Origin of the sequence: Proteus vulgaris (assembly GCF_011045815.1) — a bacterium.
Taxonomy (GTDB): domain Bacteria; phylum Pseudomonadota; class Gammaproteobacteria; order Enterobacterales; family Enterobacteriaceae; genus Proteus; species Proteus vulgaris_B.
This window is the reverse complement of record NZ_CP047344.1, coordinates 453,972-477,179: the sequence shown is the minus strand read 5'-3', so window position 1 is coordinate 477,179 and position 23,208 is coordinate 453,972. Positions and strand designations below refer to the sequence as shown.

Genomic DNA, 23,208 nt, shown 5'->3' with positions numbered 1-23,208 from the left:
GGGGGATTTCCCTCAACCTTTGCTTTTGTTGCGCAACCAGCGTATTATGCGCATCCTCTCTTTTAAGAGAAAATCACTGTTTTATTGGGTTCCCTCACCCCAATCACTAAAAAGGTACAATTTATGTATACATTTACTCCCCGCCAAAAAGCGGTGGCACTATTATGGCTTTCTTTGTTCCACATCCTGATAATTACATCTAGTAACTATCTTGTGCAGTTACCTATCTCCATTTTTGGTTTCCATACCACTTGGGGTGCCTTTACTTTTCCGTTTATTTTTCTAGCGACAGATTTAACGGTTCGTATTTATGGCGCACCACTTGCCAGACGCATTATTACCGCTGTTATGTTGCCTGCATTAGCGATTTCTTACCTGATCTCAACACTCTTTTTCCAAGGAAGTTGGCAAGGCTTTGCCTCTCTCACTGATTTCAACATCATGGTGGCAAGGATCGCAACAGCAAGCTTTATGGCTTATGTGTTAGGTCAAATCATGGATGTGTCTGTCTTTAATCGTTTAAGACAACAACAAAAATGGTGGGTTGCACCCAGTGCAGCAATGTTCTTTGGTAATTTACTCGACACACTTGCCTTCTTCTTTATTGCCTTTTACCGCAGCACCGATGCCTTTATGGCAGCGAATTGGGTAGAAATTGCATTAGTTGACTATGTGTTTAAATTAACCATTTGTATGCTGTTCTTTCTACCTGCCTATGGTGTTCTATTGAATTTCATTTTGCGTCACTTTTTCGCACAAGAAAATCAAAAACAAAATTGCTTAGAAATTCATTAATAACATTCTCTTATTCTCTCAATAGAGAATAAGAGAATAAATAAATCATCAATTTGCTAGATTTTTAAATGTCATCAATGTTTTTATGCACCTATATCCTATATGATAACCTATTGTTGTAATTGCTTTTGCCAACGGTGATGTTTGAGGTGTAAATACTTTCTTTTTACAGTCACTGGTTAATGTCATATTTCCTGTTTCATTTGTTTTACCCTTAAATCCAGTGACTTTCATATTCAAACTATTTGCCATATATTGCGCACTGGAACATCGCCCTCCCATTGCACTATAACAAGATTGCAGTGTTAACATGGTTGAGGTATTAGATACCGCAGAAATATGTTTATTTATTTCTTTAACATAATCGTCCATCAAACCTGTTGAAACAGACATTGAGATAAATCTAGATTTACTCTCACTCTCAACTATCGTTAATTTCTTTAAATGTGCAAAAAATGGAGCACCATGCCCTAGAACTTTTATTTGATTCATAAGACCTTCTAATAATATTGACGAATACGCCAATATTATTTTTTATTTAAAATAATTTTTCATACAAAAAAAGCCTATTTTTCAATGAACGTACTATTTTTATTAAAATATTTATATTCTTAATTAATATCACAGCATATCAAGTATGATGGAGAGACAATAAGAGTATTATTGTCACTCACACATTAATACATCACATACAGATTTTCGCTCGTTTCACCAATAAACAGTAGGAGTCTATTATGTTAAAAGTTATTCAATCCCCCGCTAAATATATTCAAGGGCCTGATGCGTTATTTCATATTGGTAAGTACGCGAAGCCTTTTGGCAATAGAGCATTGATTATTGCTGATAAATTTGTCATGGAATTAGTCGGCAGTACCGTTAAAGACAGTATGTCTCAATATGAAGTGAATGGGCATTTTGAACTGTTTAATGGTGAGTGTACACATAACGAAATTAATCGTTTATCCGAACTCGCAAAAGCCCAAGCATCGCTTGTGATCATCGGCGTTGGTGGTGGTAAAACACTCGATACCGCCAAGGCTGTTGCTTATAAATGCCAGCTTCCTGTCGTCATCTCCCCAACCATAGCTTCTACTGATGCACCAACAAGCGCACTTTCTGTTATTTATACAGAGCTCGGTGCATTCGATAGTTATCTATTTTACCCAACCAACCCTGATGTGGTTGTTATGGATACCAATGTTATCGCTTCTGCACCTGCCCGTTTATTAGTTGCAGGTATGGGTGATGCTTTAGCAACTTACTTTGAAGCGAGAGCCTGTAGCAACGCACAAAAACAAACCATGGCAGGTGGTAAATCAACACTTGCAGCGCTTGCTTTAGCTGAACTTTGCTATAACACTCTTTTAGAAGATGGCTATAAAGCAAAACTATCGGTTAGTCGGGGTGTTTGCACAACGGCAGTCGAAAATATTATCGAAGCCAATACATTTCTAAGTGGTATTGGTTTCGAAAGTGCAGGCCTTGCTGCTGCTCATGCTATTCATAATGGATTTACTGCGCTAGAAGAGTGTCACCATATGTATCATGGCGAAAAAGTTGCCTTTGGTACATTAGTGCAATTAGTGTTAGAAAATAGCCCATTAGAAGAATTAGAAGAATTCCTCGACTTCTGTATTTTAGTGGGATTGCCTGTCACCTTAGAAGAATTAGGTATCAATGCCACAGGTGATGAGCTGAATGAAAAAATCATGGCCGTGGCTGAGTTAAGTTGCGCTGAAGGAGAAACAATTTATAACATGCCGTTTGATGTTGATTCAGATAAGGTTTACGCCGCAATTTTAACTGCCGACCAATTAGGACGGGAATGGCTTTATTGAAGCCTGAGTAAACAGGGAGTGTTTGTCTCCCTGTTTGCATTTACAAAAAAGGGTGCTTTATGGTCAGTATAGTATTAGTTTCAAAGAGCCTTACGCTTGCCAATGGTATTAAAGAACTCGTTAATCAGACTGTAGATCGCCAAGTAAAAATTGCCATTGCGACCAATAATCAAACACCTTTAGATCTCACAAATGAAGTATCTCCAGAAACTATACTCACAGCAATCAAAAAGTGTTATAGCAAACAAGGTGTACTCGTTTTACTTGATACTTATCATTCAGCGCAAAATGCCGCACTTGCAATCGCGAATCTCGAACATGCCATTGCAGCTAATGTCGCACTAAGCTCTGCTCCTATTGTTGAGGGAACTCTAGCGGCAGCCAATAGCATTGCGCTCGGCGCTTCTCTTGAAGAAGCAGAAAAAGCAGCACATAAAACCATTACGATAAAGAAACTTCAATTAGGGGAAAATCTCCCTAACTTTAACATTCATCCCAAAAATACCAATTACGAACCCATTAGAATTATCACAGCGCCTGTTTGGCTCTACCCTTATCATCATTTTGTTATTCCAAGAAAAAAAATATCTTCTCACTTATTACTCGAAGAGCAGAAACGTTTAGTTAAAGCGATTGAGCGTTCAAAAAAAGATATAGACTGGTTAACCGAAGAAACCTATCGCAAGATTGGCGAACAATATACTCATATTTTTTCTAGTCATCGTTTCTTATTAGAAAATGCAGAATTACAACTAACAGTGTGTAGCATGATAAGTAAACATCACTGTAATGCTGAGTTTGCCCTACAACAGACATTTATTGATTTAATAGATACTTATGCACAAATGGATGATGATAATATGCGTGCCAGAGAAAGTGATTTAGAGGATATTTTATCTCGATTACTGCGCTATTTGACGTCAGCACCACCACCAATAACGCCACCTCCCTATCCAAATGCTATTCTAGTGACAAAACAACTTCATCCATCAACATTAATTGCACTTGATACCCATAGAATTAAAGGAATTTTATTAAGCCATGGGAATCCACTATCTAACACAACTTTATTAGCAAATGCATTAGATATCCCCATTATTAATGAGGCCGGAAAACAGGCGTTATCGCTGACTGGTGGGCAAAATATCACACTAAAAAAAGTCCAAAATATTTGGCTTTACCAAAATACCTATATCTCTCATTAAAAAATAAAAGTATTTAAATAACCTGTGCTCCACAATATCAGGTTATTTAATTTCCTTGTTTTCTTATATTTCACATATTTTTTATTAAAAATAAAAAAAGGGAATAAAAGATCCTCTTTTACTCCCTAGCTGCTTGTTATCTTAGTAATCAATTACTTTTTTATTATCGGATAGGCAATACTTATAATGCTCTTGCCAATAAACTAATGGGGTGCTCACATTTTTTCGTTGTTGACATCTCAATTTGCCATTTACAGGTTTCGCAGTCTGTAATAACGAGATCACATCCACTCTCTTCAATTTGACGGAATAAGCCCGCCCCAATGCCTTGAGCAACATCGTAGTTTTCAGATTTAAAACCATAAGTTCCGGCGATACCACAGCATTGAGAATCAAGAACAATTACCTCAACACCAGGGATACGTTTAATTAAATCAATGGAATATGCCGTCCATCCCATTTTTTCCATATGACAAGGAGTGTGATATGCCACTTTTAACGGGGTATGTTTCAGTGGTAATTCACGGCCATCTTCCAGTAAGCGATAAATATAACGTGTCGCTAATTCGATATTTTCACGTACTTTTGATGTATCAACATCAAGGATATGTTCATACTCATCACGAATAGTGAAGGTACAGGTTGATGATGTTGCAACGACAGGAATATTGTTTTCAACAATTTTTTCTGTCAGAGATTCAAGGTTCACTGCGGCTTGTTTTTTGGCTTGTTTAACAAAACCATTCGCAATTAATGCAACACCACAGCATTTTTCACGTTTTAATAACTGAACACCAATATCCATTTTGTTGAATACTTTAACTAAATCTTTCCCTAATTGTGGGTGGTTATAGTTAGCATAACAACCATGGAAGAAAGCAACTTGATCTTTAAAGCGTGCCTGCTCTTCAACTTGTTTTTTCATCCATGTTCTAAATGTACCAAAAGAGTATTTTGGTAATTCACGACGATGGTCGATTTTAAGCGCTTTATCCAAGATTTTACGGACGGGTTTTAATCCGGTAATAGTATTTACTATCGGCGCCATTGGTGTGGATAATGTTCCCATTAAATCCGTATGACTTAAAATAGCATCACGAATTTTAGGTGTTTTGGTATTGTAGTTCAGTTTCGCTCGCGAAATGATATCACCAATTTTTACATCTGACGGACATGCGACTTCACAACGCTTACAGTTAGTGCAATATTTCAATGCTTCATCATAAAGCATCGGATCTTTTAAGCGTAAACGCTCACCATCAGGGCCTGCTTGTTTAGGACCAGGATAAAGTGGATTTACTTTTGCAACTGGGCAGTAAGTGGTACAAACTGTACACTTAATGCAAGCTTCAAAACTGTTATCTTGTAAACTCATTGTGCTGCCTCCACAACCGCAGATGTGGTCTGTTCTGATTTATGATGCTGTAAAATTTGTTGCGCGGCATAAAGAGCACTAATCATTGAAACACCAGCACCACAACCTTCATTTAGCGGATCAAATCCACCTAACACAGCACCCACAGCATAGACATTGTCTAATACTTCACCATATTTCATAGGCCTTAATTGGCTATCGGTATTAACACCAAAGCGCATATAGGACTGTTTTGCAAAGACATTCTCTTGTGTCCACTCATTACGAGGTAATGCCTCTAACAAATCCAGCTCCATTAAAGGCTCATAAACACGATCGAACTCGGCAATTAAGCCATTATTGAAAAAGCTTCCCGTTGCTAATACCACATGCTCACTACGAATAGGAATATCAGTGTGATTTCTAGTGTGAACGCCTGTAACAGTGTTGCCCACTAAGTCAACTTCCTCCGCGCGATCACCTGGCATAATTAAACCGCCCGCTTTTTGAAAACGCAGTTTTAATGCTTGATGTAGTCGAATTCCTAATAAAGAAGGTGGCAATGTTGGTAATAGACAAATCGGTTTACCTACTAACTGTTGCAGTAATGTCACAGGCTCTTCAGCATCAAGCCCAATACATGCAGGTAAAATAATCGCCTCAACACTGTCATCAACATGCTTTTTCAGTTCGTCAGCTAACGCTTGTGTGTTTTCAGGTTTATCTAAATAACGTGCAATATTAACTGCTCTAAATTCACTTGGATTATCACGCAATCTATCTAATAACGGTAAGTGGATATGATAAGGAATTGCTTCAACACCTTGCTCATTAAGCGTATTGCTTGCAAATTGCGGTTGAAAATCTAAGAAACCTTCAATTCCTACCACGGCCAACTTTTTCCATGGCAATGCTTTATCAATACCATGAATAGGAACTCGCTTTGGACTCATCCAACTTATACGAGAGCGCCCTACTGGCGTAATACGATAATGGTTTTCATCACCACTACCTTGATACTCAAGACCACTTGTGCTTGCTAACAATGCCTGAGCTTGTTCAATTAAAGTTGAAACTTGTATTTCACCAATACGACTATAAGGGTGTTTTGGCGCTAACTCTGCTAACGTTGCCAGTGCTTTTTTAGGTTGAGTCACCGCTGTTCCATCAGGAAGATGAGTTAATAAATCCAGTGAACCTGATGAAAAATGCAACGCACTCTGACCATTACTAATGATTGCACAAGACTTACCGGCTTCGGCAAGACGAATACCAGCAGTTAACCCTGCCAGTCCGCTACCTATAATGATGACGTCAAATTTCATTATCTGCCTCCGCTGAAGCTGTTTTTTCAATCATATCTGCATCTAAACCACATAAACCTTGATAAACCCAACTGGTAAACTCACTTTCACGTAATGCATTGCCCCAAGCAATTGGTCGAATACCTTTCCAACGCTCATTCAAGAAATGAGCAAGTTGCTGCTCTGATTCGTGAGGAGTAGTAACTTGTAAACGGTTTAATAATCCAGCGGCACGACAAGCACAAAGTTCACCTTGGCAAGTTCCCATACCCACACGAGTACGACGACGCAAATCAAGTAAGTTATTAACAGTTAAAGAGTTAACCGCATAGCGAACTTCGGCTGCTGTTACCGCTTCACATTCGCATACTAAGCTTTTATCAATACGTTCATTACTCAGTAATTTATTCGCTAAATCACCATGGCGATAAACCGCTGAACCACGAATTGGTGCAGGCAATGAAACAACGCTACGTAATGCTTGCTCTGCAGATTGGCGAGAGCCAGGTAATGCCTCTTCTGCAGTGGTACATTTCGCAGAGACATTTAATTTCTCACATATTTTATCTGTCGCCCATTCGGCCATTAAACGGTAAGTCATTAATTTACCGCCTGTAATAGTAATAAAGCCTTCTAATCCATCACGTTGCGCATGGTCGAGTAAAACAATGCCACGGCTAACATTACGGCCTGATGGATCATCATCACTTGCCACTAAAGGACGTACACCCGCATAAGCACGTAGAATTCGAGTTTGAGCCAGTTTTGGCGCTAACATTGAACCTTCACGAATAAGAATATCGACTTCTTCAGGGGTGACATACATATTGTCAATTTCATCGTAAGGTACACGTGTTGAAGTTGTACCAATTAATGAAATCGTATCGCCAGGCACTAAAATATCGGCATCTGCAGGTTTACGACAACGATTGATCACCATATTGTTAATGCGATGACCTAAAATCAGTAATGCACCTTTTGCTGGGAACATTCGAACTTTTAATTCACCGTATTCAGCAATTTTTTGTCCCCAAATACCGCCAGCATTCGCCACAATTTGTGCGCGAATTTCATACATTCTTTTCGTTTGATGATCGTAAACTTTGACACCTTTAACACGATCACCTTCGCGAATAAGACCAACGACTTCATGATAAGTCAGGACTTGTGCACCATGTTCGCGAGCATCTAACATATTTGCTGCGGTTAAACGAAACGGATCGACTGTACCATCAGGTACTTTAACTGCACCGATTAAATTCGGGTTAACAGAAGGCTCTAAGCGAATAGCTTCTTCGGGTGAAATCGCCTGAGCATCAATACCTGCTGCTTGGCAAGATTGAATAAAAGTCTGTTGAAACTCTAAAGAATCTTCAGGTAGGGTAATAAAAAGGCCATCCGTCTTTTCTACACAATGACGAGCGACCCGTTTTAAGATCATATTCTCTTCAATACACTCACGCGCTGACTCAGGATCGGTTACTGCATAACGCGCACCACTGTGTAACAACCCATGATTTCGACCGGTTGCACCGGTTGCAATATCGTGTCTTTCTAGCAGAACGCAACGTAATCCACGGCGTGCACAGTCTCTTGCCATGCCTGCACCGGTTGCTCCTCCGCCAATAATAATGACATCTGTTTCTGTCACTGGTGAACCGCTCATCATAGAGATGCCCTCTCACATTACATTCAGCAAACGCTTAATTATTCTTTAGCGTTAATTATAGTGTATAAGATACACAAAAAGTGTGGTTAATGTTTGATAATGAGCAAAAACGAAAGAGAAACGCTCACGAGTGAAAAATTAAAACCACATATGTGATACTAATCACAAATTATTTAACAAAAAGTATTTGATAAAGTTAACATATCACTCAAAATTGCACATCTTGAAAAATTATTCGACAACTGAGTAATACCTCACAGTAAATTTGATTGTATAAGTTTACTATTAAGTTCGTTAAAGAAAATTTTTTGATAATTTCACTGTTCGTTTTGTCATTATTTAATATCAACATATTAAAATAAAAGCCATCGGAGGCTAATATGTTAAGTCTGTTTAGACCTGCGCCACATAAAGCGCGTTTGCCAAAAGAGCAGATAGATCCTGTCTATCGTCGCCTACGTTGGCAGATCTTTATGGGGATTTTCTTCGGTTATGCTGCTTATTATTTAGTAAGAAAAAACTTTGCGTTAGCAATGCCTTACCTCGTAGAAGAAGGGTTTTCTAAAGGTGACCTAGGTTTTGCTTTATCAGGGATCTCGATTGCTTACGGTTTCTCTAAGTTTATCATGGGCTCATTCTCTGACCGCGCTAACCCTCGTTATTTCTTACCAGCAGGTCTTATTTTAGCGTCTCTAGTGATGCTATTTATGGGCTTTGTACCATGGGCAACTTCGAGCATTATGGTAATGTTCGTTCTGTTGTTCCTTTGTGGTTGGTTCCAAGGTATGGGTTGGCCTCCTTGTGGACGTACCATGGTGCACTGGTGGTCACAGAAAGAACGTGGCGGTATCGTTTCGATTTGGAACTGTGCACATAACGTTGGCGGTGGCTTACCTCCATTACTGTTCTTATTAGGTATGGCGTGGTTTAACGACTGGAAAGCAGCGTTATATATGCCAGCATTTGCCGCGATCTTAGTTGCTATGATTGCATTCGCATTAATGCGCGATACCCCTCAATCATGTGGTTTACCTTCAATTGAAGAGTACAAAAACGACTATCCACCTGATTATAAAGAAACTGACGAACAAGAACTGACTGCAAAAGAAATCTTTATGAAGTATGTGTTCCCTAACAAACTTCTGTGGATGATTGCGATTGCGAACGTGTTCGTTTACTTACTGCGCTACGGCGTGCTGGACTGGTCACCGACTTACCTGCGTGAAGTAAAACACTTCGCAATGGATAAATCATCATGGGCTTACTTCTTATACGAATACGCAGGTATTCCGGGCACACTGCTGTGTGGTTGGATGTCGGATAAAGTGTTTAGAGGTAACCGTGGTGCGACAGGTGTCTTCTTCATGACCTTAGTAACTATTGCAACTATCGTATTCTGGATGAACCCAGCGGGTAACCCGAATATTGATATGGCGTGTATGTTAATCATCGGTTTCTTAATCTACGGTCCTGTTATGTTGATTGGTCTGCATGCCCTTGAGCTTGCACCGAAAAAAGCAGCAGGTACAGCAGCCGGCTTTACTGGACTATTCGGTTACTTAGGTGGTTCTGTTGCAGCGAGTGCTATCGTAGGTTACACCGTTGACTACTTCGGCTGGGATGGCGGCTTTATGGTCATGATCGGCGGTAGTGCACTGTCTGTTGTGTTATTACTTATTGTGATGGTTACTGAAACTAAACACAAACGTGAAATGCTTCAGAAGTACGAATAATCGCTAACTGATTATTTATGAAATTGATTAAATCTCATCTCTAAAAACCAAGCCACATCCGTTATTTGATGTGGCTTTTTTATTGCCAACTGTACATAACATTATTGTACGTAGAATTAAAATGGAGCAGCTTTATGAGTACATCTTTTAGACTAAAACCGTTAGTTGCAGGCGTTCTTTTAACTCTATCTTTAAGTGCAATCGCACAAGCGGCAAGTGATAAAGTCGTTATCGCTCACCGTGGTGCAAGTGGTTATTTGCCTGAACATACTCTACCTGCTAAAGCATTAGCGTATGCGCAAGGTGCAGATTATCTAGAACAAGACTTGGTGATGACCAAAGATAATGAATTGGTTGTCTTACATGACCACTATCTTGATCGTGTAACAGATGTGGCTGAGCGTTACCCTGATAGAGCAAGAAAAGACGGTCGCTACTATGCTATCGACTTTACGCTTGAAGAGATCAAAGGACTGAAATTTACCGAAGGCTTCGATATCGTTGACGGTAAAAAAGTCCAAAGTTATCCAAATCGTTTCCCGATGGGGAAATCTGATTTTCGTGTGCATACCTTCCAAGAAGAAATTGAATTTATTCAGGGTTTAAATAAATCTACGGGTCAAGACATTGGTATTTACCCTGAAATTAAAGCCCCTTGGTTTCATGAACAAGAAGGTAAAGACATTACCACCAAAGTACTAGAAGTGCTTAAACAGTACGGTTATACGAAAAAAACCGATAATGTTTATCTGCAATCATTCGATGCTAACGACCTAAAACGCATCAAAACAGAATTGATGCCAAAAATGGGCATGGACTTAAAACTTGTTCAGTTAATTGCTTATACCGACTGGAATGAGACTTATGAAAAACAGCCCGACGGCACATGGACAAACTACAGCTATGAATGGATGTTTAAGCCGGGTGCAATGAAAGAGATTGCCACTTATGCTGATGGAATTGGTCCTGATTACCATATGTTAGTGGAAGAAAACTCAACGCCAGAAAAAATCACCTTAACCGGTATGTCTGCTGATGCCCATGCTAATAAACTGACCATTCATCCGTTTACTGTTCGTATTGATAAACTTCCTAAATACGCAAAAGATGGTGACCAGCTTTATGACATTATTTATAACCAAGCAGGCGCTGAAGGTGTCTTTACAGACTTCCCTGATTTAGGGGTTAAGTTCTTACAAAAACAAGCCAAATAATTCATCGTATTTTATTTACACCCTAAATAATTCAAGGTGCAGCTAGGCGACAAGTGAACGAAACGCTAGGAGCATACATGAGTATGTGACTAGCGCGAGTAAACGACGTCAACAACGCTGCAACTTGAAGTATGACAAGTATTTTACTCTTTCTTTTGAAAGAGTAGGCTATTTGCACCCTTTCTGATTGTATATTTCTTCATCTTTCTTTAAGTTACCCTAATAATTTAATTAAAAAACCAAAATAACTTTTTGAGTTAGCTATTATCATTTCTTAAATATTGATTAAAAGAAGGGATCACAATGACAATAATGGCCATTATTTTACTCGTTCTTATCGTTCTTTTTATTAGTTGGGGTATTTCAATTTATAATCGTCTTATTGCGACGCGTAACCAAGTCAGTAATCAATTTGCGAATATTGACGTTATTTTAAAACAACGAGCAGACCAAATTCCTCAATTAATGGCTGTAGCTGAAAAAGCCATGGAGCACGAAAAAAGTGTATTTATTGCATTAAGCGACGCAAGACAACGCTACTTTAAAGCGCAAAATATTAATGAAAAAATCAGCGCATCAAATGAGATGAATACCGCATTGCGTGGCATGATTGCCCTTGCTGAAAATTATCCTACGTTAATTTCAGGTGAACAATTAGCATTACTTCAAACGGGTGTTAGTGATGTAGAAAATAAAATTGCTCAACGCCGTGAAGGCTTTAATGATGCAACTACCAACTACAACACCGCAATAGAGATGTTTCCTGATAGCTTAATTGCTGGCCTTTTCCGCTTTGAACGTATGCAATTGCTAGAAATACCAAAAGAAGAAATGAAATTTGATGGTATTCATTTTAAATGACAGCAATTTAAATAACCGCATTAAGGATAGGTTACAGTGTTAATTTATTTTTTTATCGGCTGTGCTGTAGGCGTATTAATCTATTTTTTACGCAGCAAACGTACTCAAAAAAAGAAGAACAGTTTGAGTATTATTCCTTTTTTAGGGATCGCTTTTGCTGCCGGAAAATACCTGTTTTTTTCGCGAGAAACTAACTTATATCCTAGTGGCGAAGACTCCGTTGTTAATCTTATTTCTGGTATTGCGTTCTCTGTTATTTTGCTATTTGCCTATGGCATTTCAACCCATATTGCTAATATTGGTGAAAAAGCGATAAAGAATTATCATCAATTGCAAAATGAAGGAAACTCTAAATTTTCGGCACTGATAAACACTGTATTTATTAGCCTTTTATTGTTGAGTTTAAGCTTCAGCTTGTTTATTGACCAAAGATTGTTCTTTTTAAGTTTCGTTTTAATGTTCGTTTACCAAATAGTCAAAAGAACTCCTGAAAAACGTTTTTTACGCTTTCAAAAAATTCTAGCAACATCAAAGATCCGCTCTTTGGCCATTGGGCTTGTTGAAATTGAAGGTAAGATAACCGCAGGGAAAATCTTAAGTAGTCGATTAGGCAAAAAAGAGTGTTATGGCTACTTCTATTATGAATATGATATATCCACAGACAAAGAAGGCAAAAAAAGCTATCACCAAACACTCTGTGAAAAAGAGATCCATAATTTCACGATGAGCGATGATACGGGATCAATCCAAGTACTCGCAGAAGATACTCCTTTTGTACACCTTGGTATCAAGCCTCATCAGGATCTTGAATACAATAATAAACGTTTTAAAGAGTACATCTTAGGATCAAACACAACGTATTTATTAATTGGTCATGCAGAGTCTATCAATGGCGAAGTGGTTATCACACATAAAGCACCTCATTACCTACTGGGTTTATCGCCACAAGATTATGTTGTTAGTTGGAACAAAGCGCGCCCTTTTCGTCGCAACGCGACCACTATCGTTATCATTGCTCTTTTTGTTATCCTTTCCATTCTAGTGATACCAATGGATTATCAAAACGGCATACTAACGCTTTATTTTAATAATACTTCTCTTCCTTGGTAATTGATTATATGGAATGGCTTATTTTCATCATTTTTATTCTCACTTTGGTTTATTTTTTAATACGCCAATTAGTGATGATTTATAACAACATGGTGATGTTAAAGAACAATTGCTATAAAGCCTTTGCAAATATTGATGTTTTATTAAAAAAACAAGCTGATTTGATCCCCATGCTGGTAGTGATTACACAAAAAGCGATGGAGCATGAGAAGGCCTTATTTGAAAAATTAGCTGAAAATAGAGATCACTATTTACGCGCAGATGTATTAGACCAAAAAGTTGATTTAGCTAATCAGTTATTACCTCAAATAAAAAAATCACTCATCATTGCTGAAAAATACCCTGAGCTTATCAGTGGAAAAAACTTACACCTATTACAAATGCAAGCGAAAGAACTAGAAGAATGCATAGCTGACAGACGAGAATTCTTCAATCAATCCGTGACTCTCTATAATACTGAAATACATATTTTCCCTAATGTGTTGTTTACATTTATTTTTAAATTTAAAGATATCCCTCTTTTTTACCCTAGTAGGGAGGTAATATCATGATAGAAATTCCTTTTTCTTTTTTTGGCATAACGGATTGGTTTCTAAGCTTTGATGAACCTATTTCGATTATTATGTTTGCCACATTTGGCGTGCTGTTTTCTATGGCCATTATTTTGCCATTAATAAGTATCACTCCTTTAAAAAAATATATGTCGCAAATTGCAGGTGGACTATTTAGCTCGATCTTCGTCAGCTTAATGGTCTTAATTAGCTTTAATTTAATGCTAGGCGTTAATTCTGCATTAAAACTACTTTTAATTTGGTGGGTTATTTTATTTTCGTGCATTACGTTTTGGTTTATTAATTATCGCTATATGAAAGACGTAACAGGAGATAAGTTTGCGAAGTTTCAAGAAAAGGCACTTGAAGCAGAAGAAAAACGAAGACAAAGCCGAAAATCTAAAAAATAAAAAGAGAGCCAAGGCTCTCTTTTTTAATCTTCATCGATAGATGAGCTTATGCTCTGTAAACAGGGAATGCAATCACATCACTAAGACGATCGACACCAAGCGCCAACATAATGAGACGATCAACACCCAAAGCAACACCAGAACACTCTGGTAATCCTGCTTCAAGGGCAGCTAAAAAGCGCTCATCAATAGGTTGCTCAGGTAATCCCATTGCCGCTCGCTGGCGATTATCACGTTCAAAGCGATGGCGTTGTTCTTGCGCATCCGTTAGCTCACGGAATCCATTTGCTAACTCCACACCTTTAAAATAGACTTCAAAACGCTCTGCAACACGGTGATCTTCTGAACTAATCTCAGCCAATGACGCTTGTGACGCAGGAAAATGATAGATAAAGGTTGGTTTTTCTAAACCGATATGTGGCTCAACTCCAGAGACAAATAACAACTGAAGCAGTGTATCTTTATCTTCCTCAGTATCTGCAATATTTGATAAATCTAGTTTTGCTGCCACTTCTCGTAATTTTTCTTTATCAACTGATAAAGGATCGATATCAAGATAGCGCAAGAATGCTTGTTGATAAGAGAGTGATTCTGACGCTTCACAATCTAACACTTCTTGCAATAAATCATCGACTTCATTCATCAACCGGTACATATCAAAACAAGGACGATACCATTCTAGCATCGTAAATTCCGGATTATGATATCTACCGGCTTCCTCATTACGGAAGCAACGCCCCATTTGATAAATAGGCCCACTGTTTGCCGCTAATAAACGCTTCATGTGATATTCAGGGCTTGTCATCAAATAAAGTTTTAGCCCTTGTGAAGCACCTGGCCCGACAAATTGAGTTTCAAATGGGAAAAGATGAACATCGGTAACGGTAGCCTGACTCATCATAGGTGTTTCAACTTCTAACACACCACGATCAGCGAAAAAACGCCTAATATTACTGACTATTTTCGCCTTTTTCAGTAAGTTGGCGATTGAGGCGCTTGGCTGCCAATCCGCGATATCACTCATGAACAAAAAACTCCAACAGAAAACAAAGCGTGCAGTTTACTCGCATCCTCCTCAACAGACAAATTTCTCCCTAATAAAGAGGCGTTTCATTTTATGTTTATTCATTATCTTTATGGTTTTTTAAGTAAAAACACATAAGACAAATAAATGTAATTCTACAAAACATCTACTTTAAGGTACTTTTTATCGTCGAAATAAACATCAACCCAATGCGCCAGAGGTAACTCTTTAGCTATTATTTTACAATAAAAGTAAATTGTAATAATTCTTTTTCTCAATTACGAATAACAATAATCTAACACAATGCTTATATTTGAATAGCCAATCTCATTTTAACTTCAACGTTAACTTTCTATTTAAATTTGCGTATTTTGACGAGTATTAAAAACCTTTAGAAATATTATTAATATTTTATTAACAATTAACAAGACAAACCGATTTGTTTTAGATAAATAGTAAAAAATTTATTTTAATTTTCAGAATGACTTTTTATTAATTTAAATTACCCAAATGAAAGGTAAAAACATTTACTCTTTAAAATCAATAAATAACAAAAAAAACCTTGTCATTTTCAATTAAAGTTATCTATACTTTAAAAGCGGATTATTCATTACTATTTATAATTTTCAATTTAAAAAAATATATTCTATTTTATCTTCAAGTTTCTCTGGGCTCTTATTATCAAAACCCAGAATTCTTGGCGTGGATCACACTTTTTTTGCGAAATACGGGAAAACCATCATTCATATCAAATTTCGGTGCCCTACATTTCGTTATACTAAAATTACAGTCAATGATAATAAAGATGTTATCAAGCGCAGTCACAAGGCAGTGAAACAATTTCGTTACGGATAGCTTAAAAAAATAGCATTACAAATTAATAATGTCAGTGAATTGAATTCTAGACAATTATTCCAATTTTCACTTGAACAATGGAGAAGCGCAGTGCAAACCTTTAATGCCGATATAGCGATAATCGGAGCCGGGGGCGCAGGCTTACGAGCAGCAATAGCTGCCGCGGAAGCGAATCCTCAACTGAAAATTGCTCTGATCTCAAAAGTTTACCCAATGCGTAGCCACACCGTGGCAGCAGAAGGCGGATCAGCAGCAGTGACTCAGGCTCACGACTCCTATGATTTCCACTTCAATGATACCGTTTCAGGCGGTGACTGGTTGTGTGAACAGGATGTCGTAGATTACTTCGTTGAGCATTGTCCAACAGAGATGACTCAACTAGAACTCTGGGGCTGTCCTTGGAGCCGTAAAGAAGACGGGTCAGTCAACGTCCGACGTTTTGGTGGGATGAAGATCGAACGGACCTGGTTCGCAGCCGATAAAACCGGCTTCCATATGCTACATACCCTGTTCCAAACATCCTTAAAATATCCACAGATTCAACGTTTTGACGAACACTTTGTTCTCGATATCCTTGTTGATGAAGGTCACGCTCGTGGTCTTGTTGCTATCAATATGATGGAAGGTACGAAAGTTCAAATTCGTGCAAATGCTGTCATTATGGCAACCGGTGGTGCTGGACGTGTTTATCGTTTCAATACCAATGGCGGTATTGTAACGGGTGATGGTATGGGTATCGCTTTACGCCATGGCGTTCCACTGCGTGATATGGAATTTGTTCAATATCACCCAACCGGCTTACCAGGCTCAGGTATTCTGATGACTGAAGGTTGTCGTGGTGAAGGTGGTATTCTGGTCAATAAAGATGGCTATCGTTATCTGCAAGATTACGGCCTAGGACCAGAAACACCATTAGGCAAACCAGAAAATAAATACATGGAATTAGGCCCTCGCGATAAAGTCTCTCAAGCATTCTGGCATGAGTGGCGTGCAGGCCGTACTATCAAAACTCACCGTGGTGATGTTGTTTATCTTGACTTACGTCATCTGGGTGCGAAGAAACTTCATGAACGTCTGCCATTTATTTGTGAACTGGCAAAAGCGTATGTGGGTGTTGACCCAGTTAATGAACCAATCCCTGTTCGTCCTACTGCTCACTACACTATGGGTGGTATCGAAACCAACCAACAAACAGAAACGCGTATTAAAGGTCTGTTTGCAGTAGGTGAATGTTCATCTGTTGGCTTACACGGCGCTAACCGTTTAGGCTCTAACTCACTGGCAGAACTGGTTGTATTTGGTCGCCTTGCGGGTGAAGAAGCTGTTCGTTGTGCTCAAGAAGCAACACCTGCTAACGCATCAGCATTAGATGCTCGTACTCGTGACATTGAAGATGGCCTGAAAAAACTGATGAACCAAAAAGGTTCTGAAAGCTGGTCTCAAATTCGCGATGAAATGGGTGAATCAATGGAAGAAGGTTGCGGTATCTACCGTACACCTGAGTTAATGCAAAAAACCGTTGATAAACTGGCTGAATTAAAAGAACGTTTCAAACGTGTTGAAATTAAAGACACCAGTAGCGTCTTTAATACAGATTTACTGTACAAAATTGAGCTTGGCTTTGGTTTAGATGTCGCTGAATGTATGGCTCATTCTGCAATCAATCGTAAAGAGTCTCGTGGTGCACACCAACGTCTTGACGAAGGTTGTACTGAGCGTGATGACGTGAACTTCCTGAAACATACTCTGGCGTTCTATAACCCAGAAGGTGCCCCTCGTTTAGAATATAGCGATGTGAAGATCACTAAGTCTGCTCCTGCTAAACGTGTCTATGGTGGTGAAGCGACTGCACAAGACAAGCAGAATAAGGAGAAAGCGAATGGCTGATGACATGAAGCACATTAAAATGGAAGTCATGCGCTATAACCCAGAAACTGACGAAGCACCTCATTTCGTCACTTATGATGTTCCTTATGATGAGCAAACCTCATTACTGGATGCATTGGGTTATATTAAAGACAATTTAGCGCCTGATCTTTCTTACCGTTGGTCTTGCCGTATGGCGATTTGTGGCTCTTGCGGCATGATGGTCAATAAAGTGCCTAAATTGGCTTGTAAAACGTTTGTTCGTGAATATCCAGACGGCGTAAGAGTTGAAGCTCTAGGTAACTTCCCAGTTGAGCGCGACCTCGTTGTTGATATGACTCACTTTATTGAAAGCTTAGAAGCGATTAAACCTTATATCATCGGTAATGATCGCAAGCCTTCAGAAGGTCCGAATAAACAGACTCCTGCTCAAATGGCAAAATACCACCAGTTCTCTGGTTGTATCAACTGTGGTCTTTGCTATGCAGCATGTCCTCAGTTTGGTTTGAACCCAGAGTTTATTGGTCCAGCAGCGATTACGTTAGCTCAGCGTTATAACACAGATAGTCGCGACCATGGGGCAAAAGAGCGTATGCCTCAGTTAAATGGTGAGAACGGTGTCTGGTCTTGTACCTTTGTTGGCTACTGTTCTGAAGTCTGTCCAAAACATGTGGACCCTGCTGCTGCTATTCAGCAAGGTAAAGCAGCCAGCGCGCAAGACTTTGTCATTGCGATGCTGAAACCACGTTAAGGAGGAAACAAGACATGACAACAAAACGTAAGCCTTATGTTCGTGGCATGCAACCAAACTGGTGGACGAAACTCGGTTTCTATCGTTTCTATATCACCCGTGAAGGTACTTGTCTTCCACAACTTTGGTTCAGTCTGGTTGTACTGTTTGGTGTATTCGCACTGAAAAATGGACCAGAAAGTTGGGCAGGTTTCGTTGGATTCCTGAGCAACCCAATTGTAATGCTGATTAACATTGTGACTCTTATTGCAACAGTATTCCACACTGCAACTTGGTTTAAACTTGCACCAAAAGCTGTGGTTATCGTTGTTAAAGATGAAAAAATGCCTCAAGAGCCTATTGTTCGTGGTTTTTGGGCTGTCACTATCGTTGTTACTGCCGCTATTCTGGCAGTGGCGTTAATGTAACCCAGGAGGAAATAATGAATCAGAATCAACTTCCTAAGCGCTCTGATGAACCTATTTTCTGGGGATTATTTGGTGCAGGTGGTATGTGGAGTGCGATTGTTTCTCCAGCAATCATCATCCTGCTCGGTATCCTAATCCCTATGGGTATTGCGCCAGAAGCATTTACTTATGAACGTATTATGGCATTTAGCCAAAGCATTATTGGCCGTCTGTTCTTACTATTGATGATCATTCTGCCAGTTTGGTGTGCATTACACCGTATTCACCATACTTTGCATGATTTTAAAGTGCATGTACCTGCAAGCAAATGGGTATTTTATGGTGGTGCTGCTATTATCAGTGTTCTCGCTATCATTGGCGTATTTACACTGTAATTGATTAATACATAAGATAAAAAGCCACTCAATGAACTGGGGTCAGTTCACAATGAGTGGCTTTTTTATGGGTAAAATTCAGGTTTAACTGGCTAGTTTCAGCCCAATAATACCGAAAATAATCATTGCTAAACTCAGTAAACGATAGATATTTGCGGATTCACCAAAGACCAAAATACCAAAAATTGCAGTACCGACAGCACCAATACCCGTCCAGATTGCATAAGCAGTACCCGCAGGTAAACCTTTCATGGCATAAGACAACATTCCCATACTCACAACCATGGCACTAATCGTGATAATACTTGGCGTTAAACGTGTAAAACCGTGTGTATATTTAAGACCAACGGCCCAAACGATTTCCAATAAACCTGCAACAAAAAGAATAATCCAAGACATAACGTCCCCTATCGATAAATTGGGGTCGTCCCCTGAATACAAAGACAAAAAGCTGGGTCGTCCCAGCTTTTAAAAGATGAAGGTGTAGAGCATATTGATCTTTTCTGCTTGTTTTATAGCAAGAAAAGATCAACTCGACCTAGTATAAGAAAAAGAAATTAATCATGCAATAGCATAAAATTAACTCAATTTTTTTTAGGTGCGCCGTCTTCACCATAAAGAAAAGCAGAGACATCATCTTCCACCTCTCCCATAGCCATCAAGGCATCCAGAGTCTCTTTTGCTTCTTCTTCATTGACGATACTCATGGCAAAACCCACGTGTACTAATACCCACTTTCCAATCATCGTATGAGGCTCTCCCTCACAGACTAGTGCAATATTCACTTCACGTTTTACACCACAAACATCGACCATTGCATTTTCAGTGATTGTTTTTCCTACTTCAACAACCTGACCTGGAATACCAAGACACATAACAACCCCTATTCGATCTCTATTTGCTTTATTCGCATTGCATCATCATTCTCAACACGCATATTTTGGCTACCACAAGACGGGCACCCCGCGTTAAACGTTGAAACCGTCACGACTTGATGACAATCCCAGCACCACGCTTTTGCAGGAATAACTTCTATATTTAATTCACAGCCTTGTGCAATAGTGTCTCTGCAAACAATATCAAAACAAAACTCAAGCGCACTCACTTCAACACAAGATAATGCGCCAATTTCCATCCATACGCTTTTTACTTTTTTTGCATTATTTAATTTCGCCTGAGAATCTATTATCTCAAATGCACTTTGGCAAAGTGTGATTTCATGCATGTCGATACCTTATTGAAGCAGGATAAATAATAGCAACTATAGTATCAGTACATAGTTGCTTTATTATTGATCTTAAAACAACAATTCAGCACCGGTTTCAAAAGCCGCTTTACGACGACGCTCTTTCACCATATCTTCAAGTGCGTCTCTATCAATACACACTAAAGCATGTGTTGGGCAAACTTCAATACATGCAGGCCCCGCTTCTCGGTGATGGCATAAATCACATTTATTTGCTTCAGCCTTAAATGCATCAATAGTATTGAGCGCAGTTGATTTGCGCATTACAGGGCGTGAAACTACCTCCATGGTGCCATAAGGGCAAGCCAACACACAGGTTTTACAGCCGATACATTTATCCTGATCGACATAGTAATAATCTTTATTATGAATAATGGCACCATTCGGGCACACATTTGCACAAGGGGCATCTTCACATTGGTGACAGACAACAGCTGTACTAATTGAGAATCCTTTAACCACATGAATTCGTGGTTGAAAATTTTGCTCACTAATTTGCTCAATGGCTAAATTATCTTGATCGGCTTGTTGATGTGAAACCACACAAGCTACCTCACAAGTATGGCAACCAATACATTTTTTAGGGTCTGCAATGATGAAACGGTTCATCATATTCTCCTGCTTTTTGTTATATATAGCTGTTATATATAGCCGTTATATATGGCGATAAATGCAACGAGTTATTCTAATTAAGAGTAATAATTAGAGTATCTATAGAATGAATCTAGCACGGTTCATGCCAATATATTTTTGATATAACTATTCCTTATTTTTCAATTAAATAATTTTTAAATAAAAATGATTATTAATTAATAAATAAGTCACTTCGTCAAATTATTCGACATTTTTGACGATAAATTAAAACGCTATATAATCAAATATATAGCAATTTGATAAGTTTATATTTTTAAGTTTCATTACAGATACAAAAATAGCGGGTTGGATCAAAAATGATTCAGTCATTGATATAAATTTATTATAAACCTACTACAATATAGCTAATTTTTTAGGGCAATCGGTGGTGTCATGAAATTAAGCAGTAACAATGCTGAAACTATGGAGAGCCTTCGTAATGAGCGTAACCAATATCGAATATTGGTTGATATCACAAACTCTGTATTAGCTCACCTAGACATGGATGGTCTTATTTCTGAAGTCTCTAAAGAAATACATCGTTTTTTTGGACTAAATCATATTAGTCTAATGTTATGCCGTACTTCATCACAAAATAGTCATGAAGGTATTCTTTATTCTAGTCGTTATCAGAGTGGAAAATCAGTCATCCGACAACAACGTAAGTTTAGTAGCGCGAATAACAAAGCAGAAGAAATTATTAATCAAAATAAACCTGTCTTAATTGATATTAATAATGAAGATCAAGAAGATGTTTTGATTAAGCGTCTAGTTAAGCAAAATATGCAGACGGCTTTGTTATTGCCACTGGCTTTTAATCATAAACCACTAGGTTTATTAATTTTAGCACATGAAATCGGTAGTGTTTTTACCGACGATACCTGCCAATTGCTACAACAGATTGCTGCTCGTATTGGTATCGCTATTGAAAACGCAGCTGCATATGAAGAAATAACGCATCTAAAAGACAGTTTAAAGAATGAGAATATTTGGCTTAATGAGCAAATAGATAAAAATGGATGCTTTAGTGAAATTATTTACCAAAGCGACGCTATGCATAATGTGCTAGAACAAATTGAATTAGTGGCACAAAGTGATAGCACGGTACTTATTTTAGGTGAAACAGGTACAGGTAAAGAATTAATTGCACGAGCGATTCATCGCCTTAGTCAGCGCAAAGGTAAGTCGATGATAAAGATGAACTGTGCTGCTGTACCTTCTGGCCTATTAGAAAGCGATCTTTTTGGTCATGACAAAGGGGCATTTACGGGTGCAACCAATACACATATTGGTCGATTTGAAATGGCGGATAAAAGCACTCTATTTCTTGATGAAATTGGTGATATGCCAATTGAATTACAACCTAAACTGCTTCGTGTTCTTCAAGAGCGAGAAATAGAAAGACTGGGTGGTAATAAAGTTATTCCTGTTGATGTTAGGCTGATTGCAGCGACCAATAAAGATCTTCATGAATTAACTGATGAAGGTGAATTTAGAGAAGATCTCTATTATCGCCTTAATGTCTTTCCTATTATTATTCCGCCATTAAGAGAACGACCAGAAGATATTCCACTTTTGGTTAAACATTTTACACAAAAAATTGCCCGTAGAATGGATAGAAAAATAGATTGTATTCCAGCCAATGCATTGGAACAATTAACACTTTATCCATGGCCAGGTAATGTCCGTGAGCTTGAAAATATTATTGAGCGTGCTGTTATTTTAACTCGAGGTTCAACATTAAACCTTCAGTTAAAAGAGCTTCACATTAATAAGCCCTCTCGTTTAAAGCAGGTACTGACTCAACCTTCATCCATTGAAAAGCGCATGCAAACTAACGCACCAGAAAGTGATGATGAGGAGCGAGAAAGGATCATTCAAGCGTTAAGAGAGACCAATGGTGTTGTTGCTGGAGCCAGAGGTGCTGCTTTAAAACTAGGATTAAAACGAACAACGTTATTATCACGGATGCAACGTTTAGGTATTTCAATTCCAGAAATACTTTAAT

General features: G+C 38.5%; 23 protein-coding genes. 14 read left to right on the top strand and 9 right to left on the bottom strand.

The window, feature by feature from the left end; all coding sequences use genetic code 11:
• Positions 1-123 precede the first annotated feature (123 nt).
• Entirely contained in the window at positions 124-795 is a 672-nt protein-coding gene (locus GTH24_RS02330) for a 7-cyano-7-deazaguanine/7-aminomethyl-7-deazaguanine transporter (protein WP_072069818.1), read from the top strand.
• A gap of 48 nt (positions 796-843) precedes the next feature.
• Here the strand turns inward: GTH24_RS02330 and GTH24_RS02325 are convergent, their stop codons facing one another.
• The gene (locus tag GTH24_RS02325) at positions 844-1,287 is read right to left on the bottom strand and encodes a hypothetical protein (RefSeq protein ID WP_164525903.1); all 444 of its coding nucleotides are present in this window, start codon (positions 1,285-1,287) and stop codon (positions 844-846) included.
• A gap of 242 nt (positions 1,288-1,529) precedes the next feature.
• Here GTH24_RS02325 and GTH24_RS02320 point away from each other — a divergent pair, with 242 nt between their 5' ends.
• Both GTH24_RS02320 and GTH24_RS02315 read left to right on the top strand, forming a co-directional pair.
• The gene (locus tag GTH24_RS02320; RefSeq protein ID WP_072069820.1) at positions 1,530-2,633 is read left to right on the top strand and encodes a glycerol dehydrogenase; all 1,104 of its coding nucleotides are present in this window, start codon (positions 1,530-1,532) and stop codon (positions 2,631-2,633) included.
• A 59-nt stretch (positions 2,634-2,692) separates the two neighbouring features.
• Positions 2,693-3,838, top strand: coding sequence for a phosphoenolpyruvate-utilizing N-terminal domain-containing protein (locus GTH24_RS02315; protein ID WP_072069821.1), 1,146 nt, complete (start codon positions 2,693-2,695; stop codon positions 3,836-3,838).
• A 181-nt stretch (positions 3,839-4,019) separates the two neighbouring features.
• Here GTH24_RS02315 and glpC read toward each other — a convergent pair whose 3' ends face one another.
• From glpC to glpA, 3 genes are read right to left on the bottom strand one after another with little or no spacing between them, the layout of a single operon-like run.
• A complete protein-coding gene (glpC, locus tag GTH24_RS02310) occupies positions 4,020-5,213 on the bottom strand; it encodes an anaerobic glycerol-3-phosphate dehydrogenase subunit GlpC (protein WP_072069822.1) in 1,194 nt (397 codons plus the stop codon).
• Positions 5,210-6,517 carry a glycerol-3-phosphate dehydrogenase subunit GlpB gene (gene glpB / locus GTH24_RS02305; RefSeq protein ID WP_164525902.1) on the bottom strand — a complete coding sequence of 436 codons (1,308 nt, stop codon included), beginning with the start codon at positions 6,515-6,517 and terminating at the stop codon, positions 5,210-5,212. Before glpB ends, glpC begins: the two co-directional genes overlap by 4 nt.
• The gene (gene glpA, locus GTH24_RS02300; RefSeq protein ID WP_176694719.1) at positions 6,507-8,165 is read right to left on the bottom strand and encodes an anaerobic glycerol-3-phosphate dehydrogenase subunit A; all 1,659 of its coding nucleotides are present in this window, start codon (positions 8,163-8,165) and stop codon (positions 6,507-6,509) included. Before glpA ends, glpB begins: the two co-directional genes overlap by 11 nt.
• Positions 8,166-8,545: 380 nt before the next feature.
• Here glpA and glpT point away from each other — a divergent pair, with 380 nt between their 5' ends.
• The 6 genes from glpT (at position 8,546) to GTH24_RS02270 (ending at position 14,044) form a co-directional block, all read left to right on the top strand.
• Entirely contained in the window at positions 8,546-9,898 is a 1,353-nt protein-coding gene (gene glpT, locus GTH24_RS02295; protein ID WP_072069824.1) for a glycerol-3-phosphate transporter, read from the top strand.
• A gap of 134 nt (positions 9,899-10,032) precedes the next feature.
• Positions 10,033-11,112, top strand: a complete 1,080-nt coding sequence (glpQ, locus tag GTH24_RS02290; RefSeq protein WP_072069825.1) for a glycerophosphodiester phosphodiesterase — start codon at positions 10,033-10,035, stop codon at positions 11,110-11,112.
• Positions 11,113-11,415: 303 nt separating this feature from the next.
• The gene (locus tag GTH24_RS02285) at positions 11,416-11,973 is read left to right on the top strand and encodes a LemA family protein (protein ID WP_072069826.1); all 558 of its coding nucleotides are present in this window, start codon (positions 11,416-11,418) and stop codon (positions 11,971-11,973) included.
• Positions 11,974-12,009: 36 nt separating this feature from the next.
• On the top strand, positions 12,010-13,083 hold the full coding sequence (locus GTH24_RS02280) for a hypothetical protein (RefSeq protein WP_072069827.1): 1,074 nt from the start codon (positions 12,010-12,012) through the stop codon (positions 13,081-13,083).
• Positions 13,084-13,091: 8 nt separating this feature from the next.
• Positions 13,092-13,634 (top strand): LemA family protein, encoded by a 543-nt coding sequence (locus tag GTH24_RS02275; RefSeq protein WP_115350568.1) that lies wholly within the window; start codon positions 13,092-13,094, stop codon positions 13,632-13,634.
• Positions 13,631-14,044: a hypothetical protein gene (locus GTH24_RS02270; protein WP_115350569.1), complete on the top strand. Its 414-nt coding sequence runs from the start codon at positions 13,631-13,633 to the stop codon at positions 14,042-14,044. The genes GTH24_RS02275 and GTH24_RS02270 overlap by 4 nt, the downstream gene beginning before the upstream one ends.
• A 46-nt stretch (positions 14,045-14,090) precedes the next feature.
• Here GTH24_RS02270 and epmA read toward each other — a convergent pair whose 3' ends face one another.
• Positions 14,091-15,068: an elongation factor P--(R)-beta-lysine ligase gene (gene epmA, locus GTH24_RS02265; protein ID WP_072069830.1), complete on the bottom strand. Its 978-nt coding sequence runs from the start codon at positions 15,066-15,068 to the stop codon at positions 14,091-14,093.
• A gap of 945 nt (positions 15,069-16,013) precedes the next feature.
• On the opposite strand from epmA, the gene frdA reads away from it, so the two are divergent.
• Genes frdA through frdD form a run of 4 tightly spaced genes read left to right on the top strand, consistent with a single transcriptional unit; the run spans position 16,014 to position 19,321 of the window.
• Positions 16,014-17,810, top strand: coding sequence for a fumarate reductase (quinol) flavoprotein subunit (gene frdA / locus GTH24_RS02260; protein ID WP_072069831.1), 1,797 nt, complete (start codon positions 16,014-16,016; stop codon positions 17,808-17,810).
• Positions 17,803-18,540 (top strand): succinate dehydrogenase/fumarate reductase iron-sulfur subunit, encoded by a 738-nt coding sequence (locus GTH24_RS02255; RefSeq protein ID WP_072069832.1) that lies wholly within the window; start codon positions 17,803-17,805, stop codon positions 18,538-18,540. The genes frdA and GTH24_RS02255 overlap by 8 nt, the downstream gene beginning before the upstream one ends.
• A 14-nt stretch (positions 18,541-18,554) precedes the next feature.
• Positions 18,555-18,947, top strand: a complete 393-nt coding sequence (gene frdC, locus GTH24_RS02250) for a fumarate reductase subunit FrdC (RefSeq protein WP_036933153.1) — start codon at positions 18,555-18,557, stop codon at positions 18,945-18,947.
• A gap of 14 nt (positions 18,948-18,961) precedes the next feature.
• Positions 18,962-19,321, top strand: a complete 360-nt coding sequence (gene frdD / locus GTH24_RS02245; RefSeq protein ID WP_023583699.1) for a fumarate reductase subunit FrdD — start codon at positions 18,962-18,964, stop codon at positions 19,319-19,321.
• A gap of 84 nt (positions 19,322-19,405) precedes the next feature.
• Here the strand turns inward: frdD and sugE are convergent, their stop codons facing one another.
• The 4 genes from sugE to hydN all read right to left on the bottom strand — a co-directional run bounded on the left by sugE (position 19,406) and on the right by hydN (position 21,176).
• Positions 19,406-19,720 (bottom strand): quaternary ammonium compound efflux SMR transporter SugE, encoded by a 315-nt coding sequence (gene sugE, locus GTH24_RS02240; protein WP_072069833.1) that lies wholly within the window; start codon positions 19,718-19,720, stop codon positions 19,406-19,408.
• Between the two features lie 185 nt (positions 19,721-19,905).
• On the bottom strand, positions 19,906-20,196 hold the full coding sequence (hybG, locus tag GTH24_RS02235; RefSeq protein WP_072069834.1) for a hydrogenase maturation factor HybG: 291 nt from the start codon (positions 20,194-20,196) through the stop codon (positions 19,906-19,908).
• 8 nt (positions 20,197-20,204) lie between these two features.
• On the bottom strand, positions 20,205-20,546 hold the full coding sequence (gene hypA, locus GTH24_RS02230) for a hydrogenase maturation nickel metallochaperone HypA (RefSeq protein ID WP_072069835.1): 342 nt from the start codon (positions 20,544-20,546) through the stop codon (positions 20,205-20,207).
• 72 nt (positions 20,547-20,618) lie between these two features.
• Positions 20,619-21,176, bottom strand: a complete 558-nt coding sequence (hydN, locus tag GTH24_RS02225) for an electron transport protein HydN (RefSeq protein WP_072069836.1) — start codon at positions 21,174-21,176, stop codon at positions 20,619-20,621.
• Positions 21,177-21,593: 417 nt separating this feature from the next.
• On the opposite strand from hydN, the gene GTH24_RS02220 reads away from it, so the two are divergent.
• Positions 21,594-23,207: a sigma 54-interacting transcriptional regulator gene (locus GTH24_RS02220; protein WP_164525901.1), complete on the top strand. Its 1,614-nt coding sequence runs from the start codon at positions 21,594-21,596 to the stop codon at positions 23,205-23,207.
• Position 23,208 lies beyond the last annotated feature (1 nt).